The sequence below is a fragment of the Sulfuricaulis sp. genome, from assembly GCF_041499725.1.
Taxonomy (GTDB): Bacteria; Pseudomonadota; Gammaproteobacteria; order Acidiferrobacterales; family Sulfurifustaceae; genus Sulfuricaulis.
Map to the genome: position 1 here is coordinate 1 of NZ_JBGQKW010000029.1, position 22321 is coordinate 22321.

Consider the following 22321-nt stretch of genomic DNA (forward strand, 5'->3'; position numbering starts at 1 on the left):
ATCGGCGCGCAGGCGCGCACGACGTCGATTCTGGTGGATCATGACATCCTCATCGATGCGGGCACCGGCGTCGGCGATCTCACGCTGGAGGAAATGCGCGCCATCGACCACGTGTTTCTGACCCATTCGCATCTCGATCACGTGACCATGCTGCCGTTCATGCTGGACACCGTGGGCGCGGATCGCGCTCAACCAGTGCGGGTTCACGCGCAGGAGGCAACGCTGGCCACGTTGCGCGCACATCTTTTCAACGGCGAGCTCTGGCCGGACTTCAGCCGCATCCCGACTCCCGAAGCGCCGTTCATGACGTATCATGCCCTTCCAGCGGGTGGCGAGATGACGCTGAATCAGCGGCGCGTGCGCAGCATCCCGGTCACTCACGCGGTCCCGGCGGTGGGTTACCTGTTGAGCGATACCCGAGGGAGCCTCGCTTTCAGCGGCGACACCACGACGACGGAAGAATTCTGGAAGGTGTTGAACGCGACCGGCGATCTCCGGCATGTGATCATCGAAACCAGCTTTTTGGACGCCGACGAGGAACTCAGCCGGATTTCCAAACATCTGTGTCCTTCCCTGCTGGCGGACGAATTAAAAAAATTGAAACCGGGTTCCCAGGTGCATATCACGCATTTGATGCCGGGCCGCGAGGATGACATCATGCGCGAAATCGCGCGGCATATCCCGCACAATACGCCGCAGCGTCTCGAACGTGGTAAGGTGTTTGAAGTTTAGGATATTGAACCACCAAGGACGCCAAGAACGCCAAGTTAGGAATGGGTTAATTCTTAAAAATCTTGGCGTCCTTGGCGGTTGAGATAATATTCATTTTTTATGTTCGATAATCTAAGCCAACGACTCCAAGCCACCCTCAAGCGTCTGCGCGGCGAGGGCCGGCTCACCGAAGAGAACATGCGCGAGGCATTGCGCGAGGTGCGCATGGCACTGCTCGAGGCCGACGTGGCGCTGCCGGTGGTGAAGGATTTCGTCGAGCACGTACGCATCAAGGCCGCGGGGCAGGAGGTGCTGACGAGCCTCACGCCGGGGCAGGCGCTGGTCAAGGTGGTCAACGACGAGCTGGTCGCGCTCATGGGCGTGGCGAACGAGCAGCTGAATCTGGCGGTGCGTCCGCCTGCCGTGATTCTGGTGGCGGGACTGCAAGGTTCCGGCAAGACCACGACCGTCGCCAAACTCGCCCGCTTCCTGCACGAGCGCGAGAAAAAATCCGTCATGGTGGCGAGCGCCGATATTTACCGTCCGGCGGCGATCGACCAGTTGCAGAAACTTGCCGCTACGATCGGCGCGGAATTTTTTCCGAGCCGCTCCGACCAGAGGCCGGTGGACATCGCGCGCCAGGCCGTGGAAGAGGCACGCAAGCGGCTCAAGGACGTACTGATTCTCGACACCGCCGGGCGTTTGCACGTCGATGAAGTCATGATGCAGGAGATCCGCGCGGTGCATGCGGCGATCCAGCCGGTGGAGACGCTGTTCGTGGTCGACAGCATGACCGGCCAGGATGCCGTGAACACCGCCAAGGCGTTCAACGAAGCCTTGCCGCTTACCGGCGTCATTCTGACCAAGACCGACGGCGACGCGCGCGGTGGCGCGGCCTTGTCGATCCGCCAGATAACCGGCAAGCCGATCAAGTTCCTGGGCGTGGGCGAGAAGACCGGCGCGCTCGAGGCGTTTCATCCGGAACGCGTGGCGGCGCGCATCCTCGGCATGGGCGACGTGCTCGGCTTGGTGGAAGAAGCGACCCGGACCGCGGACAAGGAAAAGGCCCAGGAATTCGCCCACAAGCTGGCGAAGGGCAAGGGATTCGATCTCGAGGATTTCCGCGACCAGATGGCGCAGATGGAAAAGATGGGCGGGCTCGCGAACCTGATGGGCAAGCTGCCGGGCATGGGCGAGGTGCCGGAGGCGGCCAAGGCGCAGCTGGGCGACAAGCAAGTGAAGCAACTGGTCGCGATCATCAACTCCATGACACCGCAGGAGCGGCGTTTTCCCGACATCATCCGCGGTTCGCGCAAGCGGCGTATCGCCACCGGTTCGGGTACGCAGGTGCAGGACGTGAACCGCCTGCTCAAGCAATTCGATCAGATGCAGAAGATGATGAAGCGCATGGGCAAGGGAGGGTTGCAGCGGATGTTACGCGATGTCAAGGGCCGATTACCCGGTCTTCCCGGATGATATTCGCCGGATGACGCCGCGTATTTTTGTTTGAGTTGACGGAGTTAACAAACCGGTGCCGAGGGCGTATAGTTTCGCCCTCACGAGGGGACACGGGAAACGGGACCATGACAACGGAACATCAGAAACAAACGACACAGCATCGAGCCAGAATCGCGGAACGCCGCGCCGTCACCCAGGAGACGGTGCAGAAACTGATTACCGAGCGGACCGAGATGCTGGCACTGTACTGCCAGATGGCCGGGCTCGAACCCTACAAGAACAGCAAGAACGGCAAGAATTCACGCACCAAGCCTTCGCAGGAAATGCTTCAGAAGTTCTGCCAGGTGCTGGTGGATTACATCGCCGCCGGCCATTTCAGTCTCTACGAGCGTATCGTCAACGGCACCGAACGCCGGCAGCAGGTGTCCACCCTGGCCGAAAATCTTTATCCGCAGATCGCCAACTCCACCGAGGCGGCGCTGGATTTCAACGACAAATACGATTGCGGCGATCACTGCGAGATCGGCCTGTCGTTTGCCGACGACCTGTCACGGCTCGGCGAAAAACTTGCCTCGCGCATTGAACTCGAAGACAGGATGATCAAGCACCTGATCGAGAGTCGCCGCTCCTCGTAGGAAATTTTTTATTAAGCCCGTTCGTGGTGAGCCCTTCGATTTCACTCAGAACAGACCTGTCGAACCATGAACGGACGAATCGCCCAACATTCATGGTGTTTCCCGTTCACCTTTCGAGAAGTTTGTCCTGAGCTCGCCGTTCGGTCTTCGACAAGCTCAGGCCGAACGGCGAGACGAAGGACTTAGGGCCCTCTAGCCACCGGTCAGTGACATGAACCGGACGATTTTCTGAGGCTGTTCGCGAAAATCGTGTTTTTCCGGTTTGCGCGCGATCGCCGTCCGGATCGCGTTTTTCAATTCCTCATCGCCGATTCCCCGTCGTAGCAACGGACGCAATTCCATCTTGTCTTCCTGGCCGAGGCAGAGATAAAGTGCGCCATCCGCGGACAGGCGCACACGGTTGCAGCCGGCGCAGAAGTGCTGCGAGATCGGCGTGATGAAACCGATGCGCAGATTCGTGCCGGCCACGCTCACGTAACGCGCGGGACCGCCGCCGGGCATGACTGTCGGCACCAGTTCGAATCGTTCCGCCAGCCGGCGGCGGACAACTTCGAGACTCATGTAATGATTGCTGGCGGAGCGGCCAGTGTCGCCCATGGGCATGGTCTCGATCAGCCGCAGCGTGAAGTCCTGCTCGATGCAGAATTGCACCATGTCCTCGATTTCGCCGTCGTTGACGTCCTTCATCACCACCATGTTGATCTTGATCGGACGCATGCCGGTTTGGCGCGCGGCCGCCAGCCCATCCAGCACCTTGTTCAGTTTTCCGCCGCGGGTGATGGCGGTGAAGCGTTCGGGCTTGAGCGAATCGAGGCTGACGTTGATGCGCTGCACGCCGGACTGAAACAGGGCCTGCGCGTGTTTTTTCAGTTGCACGGCGTTGGTGCTGAGGGACAGATCCTCCAGATGCGGCAGCGCGTGCAGTCGCGCGACCAGATCGGGCAGATGGTGGCGCGTCAGCGGTTCGCCGCCGGTGAGGCGCACGCGGCGCACGCCGAGTTCGGTGAAGGCGCGTATCGCGCGCTCGATCTCGTCGAATGTGAGCCAGTGTTCCGGTTCGGCAAAATCCCGATAGTCCGCCGGCAGGCAATACACGCAACGCAGATCGCAACGATCGGTGACAGACAGGCGGACGTATTCAATTGTCCGGTTGAAGGGGTCGATCAGTCTGGGTTCCATGTTGCGTATTACTATAAGAGCACCCGGCGGCGCTGTACACCACGGAAACAGTGTGGGATTGATCCGGCGCGCATCGCCCCGTTTTCCCGAATGCCATCATGTCCACCCAGGTTTTTTCCGCCGGTGACGGGCGCAAACAGTATCAGGAGACGCTATTTCAGAAAATCGTCGGCGTTCAACGCCCGGCCGTTCACGTCGCGGCTGTCGGGTCCGAACAGATAGAGATAGGCGGGCATGATGTCCTCCGGCGTGGGCAGGGTCCGGGGATTTTCGCCGGGATAGGCGCGGGCGCGCATGCCGGTGCGCACCGCGCCGGGATTCAGGCTGTTGGCGCGGAGATTTTCCCCGGAGGAGAGTTCGGCGGCCAGGATCTGCATCAGTCCTTCGAGGCCGAAACACGACACGCCGTAGGCGCCGCGGTAGGCGCGCCCTTCACGGCCGACGTCGGCGGTGGTGAAAACAATCGAGGCATCCCCGGCTTTCCGCAGCAACGGCAGACAGGCGCACGTGAGCAACCAGGCGGCGTGCAGGTTCACCTGCATCACGCGATACCACATGTCCGGCTCATAGAGTTCCATCGGCGTCAGCGTGCCGGCGTCGGCGGCGTTGTGCAGCAGTCCGTCGAGACGGCCGAATTCCTTTTCGATGGTCTGCGCCACCTGTTCGTAATGTGACGGCGTAGCCTGGGCGAGGTCCAGCGGCAGAATCGCCGCCTGTGGCCCGCCGCGCTTTTCGATTTCGTCGTATACCTTTTCCAGCTTGGAGGCGGTGCGGCCCAGCAGGATCACGCTCGCCCCGTGCGCCGCGAAAGCCAGTGCCGCCGCGCGTCCGATGCCATCGCCGGCACCGGTGACGAGAATGTGGCGCGCGGCGAGCAGGTCAGGTGCGGGGATGTAACGCGGCATGGATGGACAGGGAGATTCCGGTGGTTATGTGCCGTCGCGGTGGCACGGCCCGCGGATTGTAACGCAAGCGGCGCCGCCGCGCAGTGGCCAGGAACGGCATTACTTATTATGATGTCGCCAGGATCAAAACAGAGAGGGCGTCATGAAGAAATTCTTTATCGGTTTGGTGCTGGGTCTGATCGTTTCCTTTCCGCTGGGTATCAACTTCGGCAAGGACGTGCCGCTGCTCAGCAATCCGTTCGCCGCCAAGCCCGACATCACCGAGCGCGTCAAGGAACGCACCGGCGAGATGATCGAGGACACCAAGGAAGCGATCCACGACGCCACCAAGCCGGTCAGGGATAAGCTGAAGAAGTAATTCCCAGTGCCCGATCGTCTCGGAACCGGCGGCTAGGCGGTCGACTCAGGCGAACGTTGATTTGCCTTCGTCGTTGACGCAGATGCGGTTGCGCCCGTTGTTCTTGGCCATATAGAGACGGTTGTCCGCCACTCCCAGCAGCTGGTCGATACCGTCCCCGGGGTCCACGCCAAACGAGGCGATGCCGATACTGACGGTGATGGGCACGATCTTGTCGCCGACGATGAACTGCTCCCGCTCGATGGACGCGCGGATGCGTTCCGCCAGCACCGCCGTGCCCAGACGGTTGGTATCCGGCAGCAGGATGGCGAATTCCTCTCCGCCGATGCGCGCCACCGTGTCCACGCCGCGGGTCAGTTCCGTCAGGATATGCGCGACCATGACGAGCGCCTCGTCGCCGGCCTGATGTCCATGGCTATCGTTGATTTTCTTGAAATGATCGATGTCGATCAAGATCACGGACAGGTCCGATACGTAACGCCGCGCCAGTGCCAGCGCCTTGGCGCCGTTTTCGAAAAAGGCGCGCCGGTTCCTGATCCGGGTCAGCGGATCGGTGGTCGCCAGTTCCGCCAGTGCCATCTTGCTGGCTTCGAGCTCGCGAATGGTTTGCGCCAGCCGGTAGTGCACGTTCACGCGCGCCAGCAACTCCATCTCGTCGATCGGCTTGGTGATGAAATCGTTCGCGCCGTTCAGAAACGCGAGGTTGCGGTCCGTGTTGTCTTCGAAGGTGGTCATGACAATCACCGGGAGATTCTTGTAGTGACCGTCATCGTTTTTGCGGATCTTCACCAGCAGCTGATGTCCCGTCATGTTTGGCATGTTGATGTCGGTGATGACGAGCGCGATTTCCGGATTTTTCGCGAGTATCTCCCAGGCTTCCACCCCGTCGCTGGCGTGCAACAGGCGGAAATTGCCGCCGAAATATTTCGACAGCAGCGCCGTGGTCGTCGGGGAGTCTTCCACCAGCAACAGCAGCGGCTGTTCGTCCGTATTCTTGGCCTGTTCGGGTATCACGTTATGTCGCGTGGTCAGTGTCATCATCAATGGCGGCGTCAGCCAAAATATAGCACGCCGCGGACCGATCCATCCTTGCGCGAAGTCTAGCCTTGCTGCACGTCACGCACCGCCTTGTCGATTCGCTCGGGCTCATCCAGCGCCTTGTCTCCACCCACGCCCATTTCGGAAAACTTGCGCGCGCCGGGCAGCAGCTTGGCCTCGTAGGAGCCGACGGTCTTGTTGTAATCGGCCACCGCGCCGTTCAGGCTGCGCCCGAGTTTCATGAGGTGTTCGCTGAAGGTGGCGAGCCGCGCGTAGAGTTCCTCGCCGACGTCGCGGATGTGCTCGGCATTGGCCGTGAGGCTTTCCTGCCGCCAGCCGTAGGCGACGGTACGAAGCAAAGCGATGAAATTGGTGGGAGTGGAAAGAATAATCTTCTGCCGCAGGGCATCTTCAAAGAGGTCGCGGTCTATATCCAGCGCGGCACCGAGGAACTGCTCGCCCGGAATAAACAGTACCACAAAGTCAGGCGCGTTCTTGAACTGATCCCAGTAGGCCTTGGCCGCGAGTTCCTTGACACGCTCACGCACCTTGCGCGCATGGTGCTCAAGAAACTTTTTGCGCACTTCGAGGTCGGTCGCCTCAACAGCACTTAAATAAGCATCGAGTGGCGTCTTCACGTCCACCACGATCTCGCGCCCGCCGGGCATGCGCACGATCATGTCGGGGCGCAACCGGCCGTCCTCGGTGCTCGTCTGTTCCTGCTCGAAGAAATCGCAGTACTCCACCATCCCGGCCAGTTCCGCCATGCGCTTGAGCGTCAGCTCGCCCCACTGACCGCGCACTTCCGGGCGGCGCAGCGCCTGCACCAGATTGCGCGTCTCGCCTTGCAGCAGTTGCTGGGTCTGGGTCATGGTTTCGAGATGCTTGGTGAGCGAGCCGTACGCCTGCTTGCGTTCGTTTTCCATCAGGCGAATCTGCTGCTCGGTCTTCTCCAGCGCCTCGCGCACCGGCTTGATCAGGTTCTCGACCGCTTTCTCCTTCAGCTCGAGGTCGCCCTTGGCCTGCACGTGGAATTGCTTCAAGGATTCCTGCGCGAGCTGCAGGAACGCGGTGTTGTTTTCCTTCAGCGCGCGGTGGGAGAGGGCGACAAAGGTCTGCTCGAGTCCGGCGAGTTTTTCCTGCGCCGCCTTGCGCTCCAGTTCGAGCGTGGTGGCGAGTTCCGTCACGCGCTTCTGCGTGCGCAGGTGCGCGACAAACCAACCGAGCGCACCCGCCAGCAGTATGACGGTGCCGACGATAATAAGTGTGACGGCGTTAGACATTGCCTGTCAGCCAGTCGAGAATTTCGAGCGGAGTGTGGATCATGCCGTCGGCGCCCCAGTTCTGCGGTGTTTCATTCTTGCTAATGTACCCGAACAGCGCCACCAGCGTCTTCATGCCGGCGTGTCGGCCGGCCTGGATGTCGCGCTCGGCGTCGCCCACGTACAGGCATTCGCGCGGCTGGCTGCCCGCCTGCGTGCAGGCCAGCAGCATGGGTTCGGGATGCGGCTTGCGGTTGGCGACGGTGTCGCCGCTCACCACGCACGCCGGCGCGGGCGAGAGATTGAGTCCCGCCACCAGCGGATCGGTCAGGAACGCCGGCTTGTTGGTGACGATGCCCCAGTTGATGCCTTGCTTCTGCAACAACTGCAGCAGCGATTCGATGCCGGTGAAGGGTTTCGTGTGCCGGCAGAGATCGGCGGAATAGAGCGCGAGAAACCGTTCGCGCAGCCGGTCGAAACCGGCGTCGCCGGGTTCCACACCAAAGCCGAGCTTGATCAGCGCCGTCGCGCCGTGCGACACCTCGGGACGGATGGTTTCGTAGGGCAGCGCCTGCTTGCCTTGCTCGACCAGCAGCGTGTTCAACGCCTGCGCCAGATCCGGCGCGGTGTCTGCCAGCGTGCCGTCGAGGTCGAACAACACCGTGCGAATCTTATGAGTCATGTTCATTACTCCCTCTCCCCCTGAAAGGAGGAGAGGGTAGGGTGAGGGGGTTTTCTACTCACCGCGCGTGGTGTAGGCGATGTAGTTCACGTCCACGCCACGTCCCAGCCGGTAGGCGCGCGTTAGCGGGTTGTAATGCATGCCGATCAGCTCGCGCATGGTCAGGCCCGCGTGCCGCGCCCAGCCTTCGAGCTCCGAGGGCATGATGAATTTCAGGTACTCGTGCGTGCCCTTCGGGAGAAGATTCAAAACGTATTCCGCTCCCACAATCGCGAACAGCCACGACTTGGGATTGCGGTTGATGGTGGAGAAGAACACCTGACCGCCGGGTTTGACCAGCTTGGCGCAGGCGGCGATGGTCGAGGCCGGGTCGGGCACGTGCTCGAGCATCTCCATGCAGGTCACGACGTCGAAGGCTTCGGGTTGTTCGCGCGCGAGGTCCTCGGCGCTGATGTAGCGGTAATCGACCTTGAGTCCCGATTCCTTGAGATGCAGCTTGGCCACCGCGAGCGGCGCCTCGCCCAGATCGATGCCCGTCACGCGGGCGCCATGCGCGGCCATGCTCTCGGCGAGGATGCCGCCGCCGCAGCCGATGTCGAGCACGGTCTTGTCCTTAAGCCCGACGCGATCATTAATATAGTTGAGGCGCAGCGGGTTGATCTCGTGCAGCGGCTTGAACTCGCTATGCGGGTCCCACCAGCGCGCCGCGAGCTGCGCGAATTTGGCGATCTCGTCCGGGTCGACGTTTTGTGAGGTTTGGGCCATCGGGTCACAACGCTAAATTGAGATGCTGTTATTCCCGCCCCCAATTACCCCATTCGAGGGCAAGCTTCAGCGGGAATCCAAATGTCATCCCCGCGGAGGCGGAGATCCAGAGCTTTAAATGGTATCGCGCGCTTTATGCGCGATCTCACCATCTGTTAATCCTGTCTATTCGGCCTGTATCTTATCACGCCACGCCTGTGCTTTGTCCCACAGGGCCACTTCGTCCAGCGTGGTCAGGTGGTGATCGGCCAGCAGGCGTTTGCCGTTCACCCACACGTCCGTGACCTGTTCGCGCGTGGTGGCATAGACGACCTGCGATACCGGGTCGTAAACCGGCTGGCTGCTGAGGGTGGACAGGTCGATCGCCGTCATGTCGGCCGCCTTGCCCGCCGTCAGCGAACCGGTGCGTGCCTCGATCCCCAGCGCCTTGGCGCCGTTCAGCGTCGCCATGCGCAGTGCCATGCGTGCCGGGATCGCGGTGGCGTCGCCGCTCACGCCCTTGGCGAGCAGGGCGGCGAGGTGCATCTCTTCCAGCATGTCGAGACTGTTGTTGCTCGCCGCGCCGTCGGTGCCGAGCGCCACGTTCACGCCGGCCTTCACCAGCGCCTGCACCGGGCAGAAGCCGCTCGCGAGTTTGAGATTCGATTCCGGACAGTGGACGACGCTGACGTTGGCCTGCGCCAGCAATTCGATTTCCGCCGGTATCAGTTGGGTCATGTGCACCGCGATCAGTCGCGGCCCGACCAGGCCGAGATTCACGAGCCGTGCCAGCGGCCGCATGCCGTGTTGTTTCATGCCGGCCTCGACTTCGTGCGCGGTTTCGTGCACGTGCATGTGAACCGGAATGTCCAGCTCATCGGCGTACATGCGGATTTTCTCGAACGGCGTGTCCGAGACCGTGTACGGCGCGTGCGGCGCGAAGGCGGTGCTGACGAGTTCGCTGTTGCGCAGCTCATCGTGCAGCTTCAACCCCTTGTGCAGATATTCATCCGCGTTCTGCGCCCAGGCGCTCGGGAAATCGATCATGATCAGACCGATGCAGGCGCGCATGCCGGCGTCGTGACACACACGCGCCGTGACGTCGGGGAAGAAATACATGTCGCTGAAGCAGGTAGTGCCGCTCTTCAGCATCTCGGCGATAGCGAGCTCGGTGCCGTCGCGCACGAAATCGGGGCTGACCCACTTCGCCTCCGCCGGCCAGATGTGATGGTTGAGCCAATCCATGAGCGGCAGATCGTCCGCGAGACCGCGGAACAGGCTCATCGCAGAATGTGTGTGCGCGTTGACGAGGCCCGGGATCAGGGCATGTTGCGGCAGGTCGATGGTCTCCGTCGCGCGATATTTCTTCGCGGCATTCGCCGTGGGCAGAACTTCGACGATTTTTCCGCCGTGGACGGCGATGCTGTGGTGGTCCAGCGTCTGCCCGTCGGGCTCGACGGGTATCACCCAGCGGGCGTTTATTAAGGTGTCGATGGTTTGCATGGGTTGTTATTTCGGGCGTTGGGCGAGGGGAGTATACCGTATTAATTAAGCAATTCTTGACGAGTATTATTTGCTTTGCGACGATGCCTGAATGCTATCAGCGATTCGAAAGCACCGGCATAAACCGGGAAAGCAGCAATTATTGCCGACGCCTTATTCGGTGCGGAAGCTAAATGTCGATCAGGATAGCGGCGCGTGACCACCAAAATCGTCTATCATTTTGAATGGGACGAAAAGAAAGCAGGAACCAATCTATCCAAGCACAAGGTGGGCTTTCAATTGGCTACCAGTGTATTTCGGGATCCGCTGGCATTGACTATTTATGACGGTGAGCACAGCGAGAACGAGGAACGTTGGGCCACGTTGGGTCGAGCTGAAAATGGACAATATTTGGTTGTCGTCCATACGTATGAGACGATTACCACCACCCAAGTCCGGATTCGGATTATTTCGACGCGCAAGGCGGATACTCAGGAAATCCGCGATTACGAGGATGCACCACATTAACAACTTGATAATCAGATGATGCCATGAAGCGACGATACGATTTCAGCAAGGGTGTTCGGGGGAAATTCCATAGCCCCAATGCAGTCTTCCGGCTGCCGGTCTATCTCGACAAGAAGATAGAGACCTTCCTTGCTGCTAAGGCTGATGCCAATGGGATGGAACTCTCCGACCTCGTCAATGATCTGCTCAAGAAGGAAATTGAGATCATCAAGACGGTGAAATAACCATCCTTCGCGTTCCGACAGCACCGCAATTGGCGAAATAGGGTGTTACGGCGTGGCAGCATGACACAAGCGTGAAACGCTATGACAAGATCACATACATCGCCAAGGCATCTGGTTATTTGCGTGCGGAACAAAGGCTATGCCGCGTCGCTTGAGAAAAGAAAAATATATGTCGCCATTCCTGATTCCGCGGCTGCAAAGCATGATCAAATCCGCATTGTTAACGAGTCCGGAGAAGACTATTTGTACCCTGAGAGTTTCTTTGTTCCGGTATCCCTGCCCCAATCTGTCCGAAAAGCCATATTAGCCGCAGCTTGAAGTAGACTGACTGGTCGAGCCGTCTTCAGCGGCGATTTACTTGTATGAAGAAGGTTAAACCTGCCCCTGATAAGCTTCGAGCGGAGTACAAGCGTTCTGACTTCAAGAAGCTTGAACGCAGCAAATATTACGAGCGTGTCAAACCCAGATCGGAATCGAGGAATCGAAATAATTGAAAACTAAAGCGACCTCATGCTTTCAAGTACACTGCCCCCTTGAACGCGGTTTATTGTGATATGACAATGACAAGTACTAACAAGGAGAATTCTCCATTCGGGCGTGCTATCAGCGCTCTTTATGATCTGACAGGATTCGTAGATGTGCGCATGGCCGGCATCTCTTTCGTGCAGTTTAGGCCAGAATTAGAAAAATTCGTCTCCACTACTGAACAAAAGCAACTGAAGGATTCCTCCGAACTCTCATCTGTTGTACAGAGTAATCAACAGTTTGCACAACGGCAATTCGAGCAAGGTTTTCCTTATCTATTTGGCTTTGCTGCACTTCGACTCTACTCGATACTTGAGATCTTTGTAGAAGATTTCGTCCTGCGCTTGATTGAAAATAACCAAAGCATTGGAGAGATGCCGATTATCCGAAAGTTACAGGGCCCTCTAGTTGAGTTTCTGCAATCCTCATCTGCTAGACGTGCAGAGCTGTTGTTTAATCTTCTCATCAGCGATCTTAACGTTCCACTAAAAGCAGGTGTAGGTAGATACGAAGCAGTTTTCAATGCGATAGGTTTAGGAGGCCCTGTAGATGAGGGCGTGAAAAAAGTGCTTCTTGAACTGTCGGAAGTGCGGAATGTGATAGCCCATCGTAATGGTATTATTGATGCCAAGTTTCTTCGAAACTGTCCGTGGTTCAAAGCCAATTTAGGCGATACGATTCGGCAGACACATTTGCAATTCAGGACTTACTTCAATGCAATACTTTGGTATTTCTATAAGATTCATCGTCGCGAGAACATCGTATATCCAACAGAAGAAACGGCGAAAGGTGTAAGTGTTGAAGAACTTGTTGCTGCGCAGGAACGGCAAATTCAGAGAATAAGAAGCACAATTGTGACCCGAGAACCAGACAATTAGGAGCGGAAAATTAAAGTGGCCAGGCTCAATAAATTCTTCCGGGCAAAATAATTTTGCTTCCTATCAATGTATGCTGAGCATTGAGAAGGTTTTGCTAACCCACCCCGTAGCGCACGCCGAGTACCGCCGCCCCGCCGGGAGTATTCAAGCGAGCCCGTGTTTGAGCCCGAGGCGCGTAGTATGCGCCCGGCGAGTTGGCGAGCGCCCGGTGGGGCGAGGAACGGAGGGGACCGGCGAAGCCGGCGTGCGCTCCGGGGTGTCGTTTCTTTTGGTGACTTTTCTTTGGACAAGCAAAGAAGAGTCACCCAGGGTACAGGGGCGGAGCCACCCGCAATTAGCTTTTGAGATCGCGCGCAAAGCGCGCGAGACATTCAAAACCTGGATCTCCGCTTTCGCGGAGATGACGGCGAAGATTAGGGCCGTCTTCGCGGGAATGACAGCAACGTTTTTGTCCCGCTTCCGCGGAGATTACGATACGGTATACTCCTGCCCATGCCCGCCACCCCCATGAACGCCATCGCTTACGACAAAATCCGCGCCGTCGAATGGGAAAACGGCCGGCTCAAGCTCATCGACCAGCGCATCCTCCCCGGCAAATTCGAACATTTATATCTCGATCATCTCCCGGAAAGCGCCAAGGCGATCACGGACATGGTGGTACGCGGGGCGCCGGCGATCGGCGTGACCGCGGCCTATGCCGTGGTGCTGGCGGCGCGGGACCGTTATAAGGAGAACCCCGGCGGCTGGCAGAAGGCGATTCAGGCGGATTTGAATCTCCTGGCTGAAGCGCGTCCGACGGCGGTGAATCTGCGCTGGGCGGTGGAGCATATGCGCGGCCTCATCCATGCCGGCATTGCGGGCGATCCGGTGCCGCGGCTGTTGGCGGAAGCGCAACGCATCCACGCCGAGGACATCGCTGCCAACCGGCACATGGGTGAACTGGGCGCGGCGTTGATCGATCCGGGCAGCGGGGTGCTGACGCACTGCAACACTGGCGCGCTCGCGACCGGCGGCTACGGTACGGCCCTGGGTGTGGTGCGTTCCGGTTACGCTGCGAAGCGGATCAAGGACGTGTACGCTGATGAGACCCGCCCCTGGCTCCAGGGCGCGCGCCTGACGGCGTGGGAGCTGGTGCAGGAGGGCATCCCGGTGACGTTGCTGGCCGACAGCGCCGCGACCTATTTAATGAAGCAGGGCAAGGTGAAATGGGTCATCGTCGGCGCCGACCGCATCGCGGCTAATGGCGATACCGCCAACAAGATTGGTACTTATATGACGGCGGTGGCCGCGCGCTACCATAAGGTGAAGTTCATGGTGGTGGCGCCCACCAGCACCGTGGATCTGTCCACCCCGGACGGCAACGGCATCCCCATCGAGACCCGCGCCGAGTCGGAGGTGTTGAATTACGGCGGCACGCGCACCTCGCCCGAGGGCGCCAAGGCCTGGAATCCAGCCTTCGATATCACTCCGGCGGAGCTGATTGACGCCATCGTGACTGAAAAAGGCGTGGTCACGAACCCCACCCGCGACAAGATGGTCGCGATGATGAAAAAGTAGCGCTAAACAAGCCTGATTTAAGCTGGTTTTTACCGTCTCTCGCGCCGTCCAAGCCCCCGGTTTTTAAGTGCAGATAGGGGGGTAGGCGTGCTAGAATTCCGCGCTTCCACCGGTTCCGGATCAGGCAGAAAAACAATTACTTATAAGTTATTTATCAATAAGTTAACCGTGATCGGTTAACTGATTTCGACATGGAACAATTCGCCAAAGAAACCATTCCGGTCAATCTCGAAGACGAGATGAAACGCTCCTACCTCGATTACGCCATGAGCGTGATCGTGGGCCGGGCGCTGCCGGACGTGCGCGACGGCCTGAAGCCGGTGCACCGGCGCGTCCTGTACGCCATGCACGTGCTCAACAACGACTGGAACAAGCCCTACAAGAAATCCGCGCGCGTGGTCGGTGACGTCATCGGTAAATACCACCCCCACGGCGACACGGCGGTGTACGACACCATCGTGCGCATGGCGCAGGACTTCTCGCTGCGCTACATGCTGATCGACGGCCAGGGCAACTTCGGCTCGGTGGACGGCGACGCCCCGGCGGCGATGCGTTACACCGAAATCCGCATGGCGCGCATCGCGCAAGAGATGCTCGCCGACCTCGACAAGGAAACGGTCGACTACGGCCCGAACTACGACGGCAGCGAGCACGAGCCGCTGGTGATGCCGACCAAGCTGCCGAACCTGCTGATCAACGGTTCCTCGGGCATCGCGGTCGGCATGGCGACCAACATCCCGCCGCACAACCTGAATGAGGTTATCAGCGCCTGTCTCGCGCTCATCGACGACGAGAACATCACGATCGACGGGCTGATGAAGCATATCCCCGGCCCGGATTTTCCGACCGCGGGGATCATCACCGGCGTCGACGGCATTCACGAGGCCTATCGCACCGGGCGCGGGCGGGTATACGTGCGCGCGCGGGTGACGATCGAGACCGAGGAGAAGCGCGGGCGCCAGTCTATTGTCGTCACCGAATTGCCGTACCAGGTGAACAAAGCGCTGCTGCTCGAACGCATCGCCGAACTGGTGCAGGAAGGCAAGATCGAGGACATCGCCGAGCTGCGCGATGAGTCGGACAAGTCCGGCATGCGCATGGTGATCGATCTCAAGCGCGGCGCGGTCAGCGACGTGATTCTCAACAATCTTTACGAACACACCGCGATGCAGAGTGTGTTCGGCATCAACACGGTGGCGCTGGTCAACGGCCAGCCGCGCCTGCTCAATCTCAAGGAACTGCTCGAAGCCTTCCTGCGCCATCGGCGCGAAGTCGTCACGCGGCGCTCGATCTACGATCTGCGCAAGTCGCGCGACCGCGCGCATGTCCTCGAAGGCCTGGCGGTTGCGCTCGAGAGCATCGACGAGATGATCGCACTGATCAAGGCGGCCAAGGACCCGGACGACGCGCGCGTGAAAATGCTCGCGCGCACCTGGCCGGCGAAGCTCGTGACCAAGATGCTGGCGGCGGGCGCCGCCGACCTGACGCGGCCGGAAGGACTGGAAAAGATTTACGGGTTGACCGCGAAGGGCTATCGCCTGACGGAAGTGCAGGCGCAGGCGATTCTCGATCTGCGGTTGCACCGCCTCACCGGCCTCGAGCAGGAGAAGCTGCGCAGCGAATACGGCGATATCCTCAAGACCATCGCCGACCTGCTCGATATTCTCGGAAACCCCGGACGCCTGATGAAGGTGATCCGCGACGAACTGATCGCGATCCGCGACCAGTACGGCGACAAGCGCCGCACCGAGATCGTGCAGAGCCGCGTGAGCCTGTCGATGGAGGATTTGATCGCCGACGAGGACGTGGTCGTGACCATGTCGCACGCCGGCTATATCAAGTCCCAGCCGCTGACCGCCTACCGCGCGCAGCGCCGCGGCGGCCGCGGCAAGACCGCGACCAGCATGAAGGAAGAGGATTTCGTGGACAAGCTGCTGATCGCCAGCACCCACGCCACGATTCTGTGCTTTACCAGCCTGGGCAAGGTGTACTGGAAGAAGGTGTACGAGATTCCCCAGGCCGGGCGCGGCGCGCGCGGCAAGCCGATCGTGAACCTGCTGTCGCTCGACGAGGGCGAGCATGTCAGCGCCATCCTGCCGGTGAAGGACTTCGCGCAGGGCGGTTATGTGTTCATGGCCACGTCCGACGGCACGGTGAAAAAGACCGAACTCACGGAATTCACCCGTCCGCGTTCCAACGGCATCCGCGCCATCGAACTCAAAGCGGGCAACCGCCTGGTCGGTGTCGGCCTGACCAATGGCAAGTGCAACATCCTGCTGTTCAGCGATACCGGCAAGGTGGTGCGTTTCGCCGAAGAAGACGTGCGGCCCATGGGTCGCACCGCGCGCGGCGTGCGCGGCATCATGTTGCAGAAGGACCAGTCGGTCATCGCTCTGATCATCGCCTGCCCGGACGCAGTGAGCGGCGCCACCACGGTGCTGACGGCAACGAAGAATGGCTACGGCAAACGCACGCCGCTCGAGGATTACCCGAAACACCGCCGCGGCGGTCAGGGCGTGATCTCGATCCAGGTGAACGAGCGCAATGGCGCCGTCATCAGCGCCTGCGTGGTCGGCGACGACGATCAGGCGATGCTGATCACCAGCGGCGGCACATTGATCCGCACGCGCGTGAAGGAAATTTCCATCGTCGGACGCAACACCCAGGGCGTCACTCTGATCGGGCTCGAAGAGGGCGAGCATCTCGCCGGTTTGGAGAGGGTCGCGGAATCCGAAGACGAGTAAACGTTTTTATCATTCAAAGCATGACAAGGTGAATTGATCCCATGACACGAATATTCAATTTCAGTGCGGGCCCGGCGGTGTTGCCGGAGGAAGTGCTGCATCAGGCGCAAGACGAACTGCTCGACTGGCACAGCAGCGGCATGTCGGTGATGGAGATGAGTCATCGTGGCAAGGAGTTCATCGCCATCGCGGAGAAAGCCGAGGCCGATCTGCGTGCGCTCATGAACATCCCGGCGAACTACAAGGTGCTGTTCCTGCAAGACGGGGCCTCGGCGCAGTTCGCCATGGTGCCGATGAATCTGCTGCGCGGCAAAAAATCCGCCGATTACATCAATACCGGCGAGTGGTCGAAGAAGGCGATCAAGGAAGCGAAAAAATTCTGCGGCGTGAACGTCGCCGCCACCGCCGAGCCGACCAACTTCACCACCGCGCCGCCGCAGAAGGACTGGAAGCTCGACCCCGACGCGGCCTACGTGCACTACACGCCGAACGAAACCATTGGTGGCGTGGAATTCAGCTTTGTGCCGCAGACGGGAAGCGTGCCGCTGGTGGCGGACATGTCCTCGACGATACTGTCGCGTCCGGTCGACGTGACGAAATTTGCTTTGATCTACGCCGGGGCGCAGAAAAACATCGGCCCGGCGGGGCTGACGATCGTGATCGTGCGCGAGGACCTGCTCGGTCAGGCGCTGCCCGGAACACCCTCGATGTTCGATTACAAGATTCACGCCGACAACGGCTCGATGTACAACACGCCGCCGACCTACGCGTGGTACATCGCCGGGCTGGTGTTCGAGATGCTGCTGAAAAAGGGCGGGCTCAAGGCCATGGGCGAGGTCAACCAGCACAAGGCCGGGAAGCTTTACGCCTATATCGATTCGACCGGCGGCTTCTACAAGAACCCGGTGGAAAAACACAGCCGCTCGTGGATGAACGTGCCGTTCACGCTCAAGGACGCGGCGCTCGACGAACCCTTCCTCAAGGGCACGAAGGCGGCGGGCCTGGTGCAGCTCAAGGGGCACCGCTCGGTCGGCGGCATGCGCGCGAGCATCTACAACGCCATGCCCGAGGCCGGCGTGGACGCGCTGATCGCCTACATGCGGAATTTCATGAAGCAGCAAGGTTAATAATGTTCAAGATTCAAACGCTCAACAACATCTCTCCGCTCGGGTTGGCGCGCCTGCCGCAGGAACAGTTCCAGGTCTCCAACGACACGAAGGAGCCGGATGCGATCCTGCTGCGTTCCTTCAAGATGCACGACATGGAAATCCCGAAGAGCCTCAAGGCCGTCGGCCGCGCCGGCGCGGGCGTGAACAACATCCCGGTCGAGAAGCTGACCCGGATGGGCATCCCGGTGTTCAACGCGCCCGGTGCCAACGCCAACGCGGTGAAGGAGCTGGTGCTGGCGGGCATGCTGCTGGCCTGCCGTCGCATCGGCCCAGCGTGGGAATTCTCGCGCGGGCTTTCCGGTTCGGACGCCGAGATCAGCAAGGCGGTGGAAGCCGGCAAGAAGAATTTCGCGGGCTTTGAACTACCCGGCCGCACTCTGGCGGTCGTCGGCCTCGGCGCCATCGGGCGCAACGTCGCCAACATGGGCCTCGCGCTCGGCATGAAGGTGATCGGCTTCGACCCCGGCCTGACCGTCGAGGGCGCGTGGCAGTTGTCGTCTGACGTGAAGAAGGCGAACACCGTGGACGAGGCGCTGCGCGCCGCCGACTTCGTGACCTTTCACGTGCCGTTCATGGAGTCGACGAAGAATCTTATTAATGCCGAACGCCTCAAGCTTATGAAGGACGGCGTCATCATCCTCAATTTCGCGCGCGAGGGTATCGTGGACGACGCCGCGGTCAGCGCCGCGATCAAGTCCGGTAAGGTGTACGGCTACGTCTGCGACTTTCCGAGCAACCTGCTCAAGAACCACGAGCGCGTGATCACCTTGCCGCACCTGGGCGCCTCGACCGCCGAGGCCGAGGACAATTGCGCGATCATGGTGGCGGAGCAGGTGAAGGATTTCCTGACCAACGGCAACATACGCTACAGCGTGAACTTTCCCGACGTGGTGGCAGCGCGCGAAACAGCCTACCGCCTGGTCGTGGCCAATGCCAACGTACCGAACATGCTCGGCCTGATTTCCGAAACCCTGGGGCAGGCCAAGCTCAATATCCATGACATGGTCAACCGCTCGCGCGCCGATTACGCGTACACGGTGGTGGACCTCGACAGCCCGATAACGGAAGATGTGCGTCAGAAGGTGGCGGGTATCGCGGGCGTGCTGATGGTGCGCATCATCTGAGGATATGGGCAAAAAAAGCAAAAACGGCGGAGCCGGGGCGCAGATAAAAATCCTGCGCGAAAAAATTGACGCGCTGGACGTCAGGCTCCAGGCGCTGATCAACGAGCGCGCGCGACTGGCACAGGAAATCGCCGAAACCAAGCAGCAGGAAGGCGGCAACAACTTCTACCGCCCGGAGCGCGAGGCCGAGGTGTTGCGCAACGTGCTGGCGCGCCACCACGGCCCGTTGTCCGAGGAGGCCGTCGCGCGGCTGTTCCGCGAGATCATGTCCGCCTGCCTCGCGCTCGAATCGCGCCTGCGTGTCGCGTTTCTCGGACCCGAGGGGACGTTCACGCAGGAGGCGGCGCTCAAGCACTTCGGCCACTTCGTCGAAACCGCGCCGCTCGCGGCCATCGACGAGGTGTTCCGCGAAGTGGAATCCGGCAGCGCCCAGTTCGGCCTGGTGCCGGTGGAGAACTCCACCGAGGGCGTGATCAATCACACGCTCGACATGTTCATAACCTCGCCGCTCAAGATTTGCGGCGAAGTCGAGCTGCGCATCCACCATCATCTGCTCGGCAAGGGCGACAATCCTTCCGGCGCGCGGCGCGTGGTTTCGCACCAGCAGTCGCTGGCGCAGTGCCGCGAGTGGCTGGACGCCAACCTGCCCGGCGTCGAGCGCGCGGCGGTGGCGAGCAACGCCGAGGCGGCACGCATGGCGGCCGCGGATGTCGGTACCATGGCGATCGCCGGTGATTCAGCGGCGCGCCTTTACGACCTCAAGATGTTTGCCTCCAATATCGAAGACAGTCCGGACAACACCACGCGCTTCCTCGTGATCGGCACGCTCGAGACCGCGCCGAGCGGCAACGACAAGACCAGCCTGCTGTTGTCCAGCCGCAACCGGCCCGGCGCGCTGCAACGGCTGCTCGCGCCGCTCGCCAAGAACCGCATCAACATGACGCGCATCGAATCGCGTCCGTCGCGTCAGAGCATGTGGGAGTATGTGTTCTTCATCGACATCGATGGTCACGCGAAAGACCGCAAGTTGGCCAAGGCGCTGGCCGAACTGGAGAAAGAAGCGGCGTTCCTCAAGCGGCTCGGTTCCTATCCGCGGGCGGTGCTGTGACGGCCATGACGGCGGATATCCTGCGCCTGGCGATTCCCGGTGTGCAGGGGCTCTCGCCCTACCAACCGGGTAAACCGATCGAGGAACTCGAGCGCGAGTACGGCGTCACCAACGCCATCAAGCTCGCGAGCAATGAGAATCCTCTCGGTCCGAGCCCACGCGCGCTGGAAGCGGCGCGCCAGGCGTTGCGCGATATTCACCGTTATCCCGACGGCAACGGCTTCGCGCTGAAGCAGGCGCTGGCCCGCAAGCTCGGTGTTTTCCCCGGCAACATCACGCTCGGCAACGGTTCGAATGACATCCTCGAACTGCTGGCGCGCGCTTTCGTGCAGCCGAAGAATGAAGTCGTGTTCTCCGAGCATGCCTTCGCGGTTTATCCCATCGTGACCCGCGCGGTCGGCGCCAAACCCGTCATCACCAAAGCCAAGAACTGGGGCCATGACCTTGCAGCCATGCGCGCCGCGGTGAACGCGCATACGCGCCTGGTATTCATCGCCAACCCCAACAATCCCACCGGCACCTGGCTCGGGGCCGGGGAGCTCGAGGCGTTCATCCAGTCAATGCCGGCGCACGTGCTGGTGGCGGTGGACGAGGCGTATTTCGAGTACGTCAACGAAGCGGATTATCCAAACAGCGTGGCCTGGGTCGGCAAGTATCCGCATCTGGTCACGACGCGGACTTTTTCCAAGGTCTACGGCCTGGCCGGGCTGCGCGTGGGCTATGCTGTCTCCAGCCCGGAGATGGCCGACGTGCTCAATCGCGTGCGCCAGCCGTTCAACGTGAACAGCGCCGCGCTGGCCGCGGCCACCGCGGCGCTGGGTGACGAGATGCACGTGGCGCGCGCCGCCCAGGTCAATCGCGAGGGCATGCAGTTGCTCGCCGGAGCATTCAAGTCGTTGGGGCTCAAATTCATTCCGTCGGCCGGCAATTTCGTGTGTGTGGATTTCGGGCGCCCGGCCGCGCCAGTTTACGAGGGACTGCTGCGCGCGGGCGTGATCGTGCGCCCGGTGGCCAATTACGGCATGCCGAATCATCTGCGCATTACCATCGGCCTGCCCGAGGAAAACCTGCGCTTCATCACGGCGCTGAAGAAGATCATGCATGATCAATAAGCTCTGCATCGTCGGCATCGGAATGATCGGCGGTTCGCTGGCGCGCGCGCTGCGCGTGGCGGGCTATGCACATGAAATCGTCGGCTACGGCCGCAGCGTTGGCAATCTGCAGCAGGCGGTCGAGCTCGGCGTGATCGATCGCGCGGAAGTATCGCTGACCGACGCCGTGCGCCATGTCGATATGGTGGTGCTGGCGGTGCCGGTGAGCTGCATGGCGGAAATTCTCGGCGAGGTCGGACCGGCGCTGGCGGATCAGGCGGTGGTGACCGACGTGGGCAGCGTCAAAGGCAGCGTGATTGCGGCGGCGCGCGGCGCGCTCGGCAAGCGCTTCGCGCGCTTCGTGCCGGGACATCCCCTGGCCGGCACCGAGCAATCGGGCGTGACGGCATCGCAGGCGGATCTGTTTCAGGGACGGCGCGTGATCCTGTCGCCGGAACCGGAGACCGACGCTGCCGCGACGGCGAGCGTGCGCGCCATGTGGGAGGCGGCGGGCGCGGAGGTGACGATGTGCTCTGCCGTGGATCATGATCGCATCCTCGCGGTGAGCAGTCACCTGCCGCACATGCTGGCCTATTGCCTGATGGACATGGTGGTGCGGCATGACGATCATCGCGAGATTCTTGAATGCGCCGCGGGCGGTTTCCGCGACGTCACACGCATCGCGGGCAGCGACCCGGTGATGTGGCGCGACATCTGTCTGGCGAACCGCGACGCGCTGCTGGCGGCGCTGCGGCAGTACCACGACGATCTCGGCGCGCTGGCGACAGCCATCGAGAAGGGCGATGGCAAGTGGTTGTGCGAAACCTTCACGCGCGCCAGGCATACGCGTGCCGCATTGAACAAGAAGTTCGATGTGCAGGCCTAGTGTGGATACCGGGACGTCTCGTTGCCTCTTTTT

General features: G+C 60.7%; 21 protein-coding genes. 14 read left to right on the forward strand and 7 right to left on the reverse strand.

From position 1 onward, the window contains the following. From ACC569_RS06820 to ACC569_RS06830, 3 genes are all read left to right on the forward strand, one after another. A partial coding sequence (locus ACC569_RS06820) for an MBL fold metallo-hydrolase (protein ID WP_372522754.1) occupies positions 1-732 on the forward strand: 732 nt, incomplete at its 5' end. A 99-nt stretch (positions 733-831) separates the two neighbouring features. Further along, positions 832-2187, forward strand: a complete 1356-nt coding sequence (ffh, locus tag ACC569_RS06825) for a signal recognition particle protein (protein WP_372522755.1) — start codon at positions 832-834, stop codon at positions 2185-2187. Between the two features lie 107 nt (positions 2188-2294). After that, complete coding sequence (locus ACC569_RS06830; RefSeq protein WP_372522757.1) at positions 2295-2804, forward strand: sigma D regulator; 510 nt, start codon at positions 2295-2297, stop codon at positions 2802-2804. A 192-nt stretch (positions 2805-2996) separates the two neighbouring features. On the opposite strand, the gene moaA is transcribed toward ACC569_RS06830, so the two are convergent. Both moaA and ACC569_RS06840 read right to left on the reverse strand, forming a co-directional pair. Beyond that, positions 2997-3983, reverse strand: a complete 987-nt coding sequence (gene moaA, locus ACC569_RS06835; protein ID WP_372522758.1) for a GTP 3',8-cyclase MoaA — start codon at positions 3981-3983, stop codon at positions 2997-2999. A 152-nt stretch (positions 3984-4135) separates the two neighbouring features. Continuing rightward, entirely contained in the window at positions 4136-4888 is a 753-nt protein-coding gene (locus ACC569_RS06840) for a YciK family oxidoreductase (RefSeq protein ID WP_372522759.1), read from the reverse strand. Positions 4889-5030: 142 nt separating this feature from the next. On the opposite strand from ACC569_RS06840, the gene ACC569_RS06845 reads away from it, so the two are divergent. Further along, positions 5031-5246 (forward strand): hypothetical protein, encoded by a 216-nt coding sequence (locus tag ACC569_RS06845; RefSeq protein ID WP_372522760.1) that lies wholly within the window; start codon positions 5031-5033, stop codon positions 5244-5246. Positions 5247-5291: 45 nt separating this feature from the next. On the opposite strand, the gene ACC569_RS06850 is transcribed toward ACC569_RS06845, so the two are convergent. The 5 genes from ACC569_RS06850 to ACC569_RS06870 all read right to left on the reverse strand — a co-directional run bounded on the left by ACC569_RS06850 (position 5292) and on the right by ACC569_RS06870 (position 10475). Further along, entirely contained in the window at positions 5292-6287 is a 996-nt protein-coding gene (locus ACC569_RS06850) for a diguanylate cyclase (protein WP_372522761.1), read from the reverse strand. A 59-nt stretch (positions 6288-6346) separates the two neighbouring features. Then, positions 6347-7567: a DNA recombination protein RmuC gene (rmuC, locus tag ACC569_RS06855; RefSeq protein WP_372522762.1), complete on the reverse strand. Its 1221-nt coding sequence runs from the start codon at positions 7565-7567 to the stop codon at positions 6347-6349. After that, entirely contained in the window at positions 7560-8228 is a 669-nt protein-coding gene (locus ACC569_RS06860; RefSeq protein ID WP_372522763.1) for an HAD family hydrolase, read from the reverse strand. The genes rmuC and ACC569_RS06860 overlap by 8 nt, the downstream gene beginning before the upstream one ends. 54 nt (positions 8229-8282) lie before the next feature. Then, the gene (ubiG, locus tag ACC569_RS06865) at positions 8283-8993 is read right to left on the reverse strand and encodes a bifunctional 2-polyprenyl-6-hydroxyphenol methylase/3-demethylubiquinol 3-O-methyltransferase UbiG (protein WP_372522764.1); all 711 of its coding nucleotides are present in this window, start codon (positions 8991-8993) and stop codon (positions 8283-8285) included. A 165-nt stretch (positions 8994-9158) separates the two neighbouring features. Beyond that, a complete protein-coding gene (locus ACC569_RS06870) occupies positions 9159-10475 on the reverse strand; it encodes a TRZ/ATZ family hydrolase (protein WP_372522765.1) in 1317 nt (438 codons plus the stop codon). Between the two features lie 195 nt (positions 10476-10670). Here ACC569_RS06870 and ACC569_RS06875 point away from each other — a divergent pair, with 195 nt between their 5' ends. From ACC569_RS06875 to ACC569_RS06920, 10 genes are all read left to right on the forward strand, one after another. Next, entirely contained in the window at positions 10671-10982 is a 312-nt protein-coding gene (locus tag ACC569_RS06875) for a BrnT family toxin (RefSeq protein ID WP_372522766.1), read from the forward strand. Between the two features lie 23 nt (positions 10983-11005). Then, positions 11006-11206, forward strand: coding sequence for a hypothetical protein (locus ACC569_RS06880; protein WP_372522767.1), 201 nt, complete (start codon positions 11006-11008; stop codon positions 11204-11206). 560 nt (positions 11207-11766) lie between these two features. Further along, complete coding sequence (locus tag ACC569_RS06885; protein WP_372522768.1) at positions 11767-12609, forward strand: hypothetical protein; 843 nt, start codon at positions 11767-11769, stop codon at positions 12607-12609. Positions 12610-13101: 492 nt separating this feature from the next. After that, a complete protein-coding gene (gene mtnA, locus ACC569_RS06890; protein ID WP_372522769.1) occupies positions 13102-14166 on the forward strand; it encodes an S-methyl-5-thioribose-1-phosphate isomerase in 1065 nt (354 codons plus the stop codon). A 191-nt stretch (positions 14167-14357) separates the two neighbouring features. After that, positions 14358-16910: a DNA gyrase subunit A gene (gyrA, locus tag ACC569_RS06895; RefSeq protein WP_372522770.1), complete on the forward strand. Its 2553-nt coding sequence runs from the start codon at positions 14358-14360 to the stop codon at positions 16908-16910. Between the two features lie 41 nt (positions 16911-16951). Next, entirely contained in the window at positions 16952-18037 is a 1086-nt protein-coding gene (gene serC / locus ACC569_RS06900; protein ID WP_372522771.1) for a 3-phosphoserine/phosphohydroxythreonine transaminase, read from the forward strand. Between the two features lie 2 nt (positions 18038-18039). Next, positions 18040-19203, forward strand: coding sequence for a 3-phosphoglycerate dehydrogenase family protein (locus tag ACC569_RS06905; protein ID WP_372522772.1), 1164 nt, complete (start codon positions 18040-18042; stop codon positions 19201-19203). Positions 19204-19207: 4 nt separating this feature from the next. After that, positions 19208-20311, forward strand: a complete 1104-nt coding sequence (gene pheA / locus ACC569_RS06910; protein ID WP_372522773.1) for a prephenate dehydratase — start codon at positions 19208-19210, stop codon at positions 20309-20311. Positions 20312-20316: 5 nt separating this feature from the next. Beyond that, entirely contained in the window at positions 20317-21423 is a 1107-nt protein-coding gene (gene hisC / locus ACC569_RS06915) for a histidinol-phosphate transaminase (protein ID WP_372522774.1), read from the forward strand. Beyond that, positions 21413-22288 (forward strand): prephenate dehydrogenase, encoded by an 876-nt coding sequence (locus ACC569_RS06920; protein ID WP_372522775.1) that lies wholly within the window; start codon positions 21413-21415, stop codon positions 22286-22288. Before hisC ends, ACC569_RS06920 begins: the two co-directional genes overlap by 11 nt. The last annotated feature ends 33 nt before the right edge of the window (positions 22289-22321 follow it).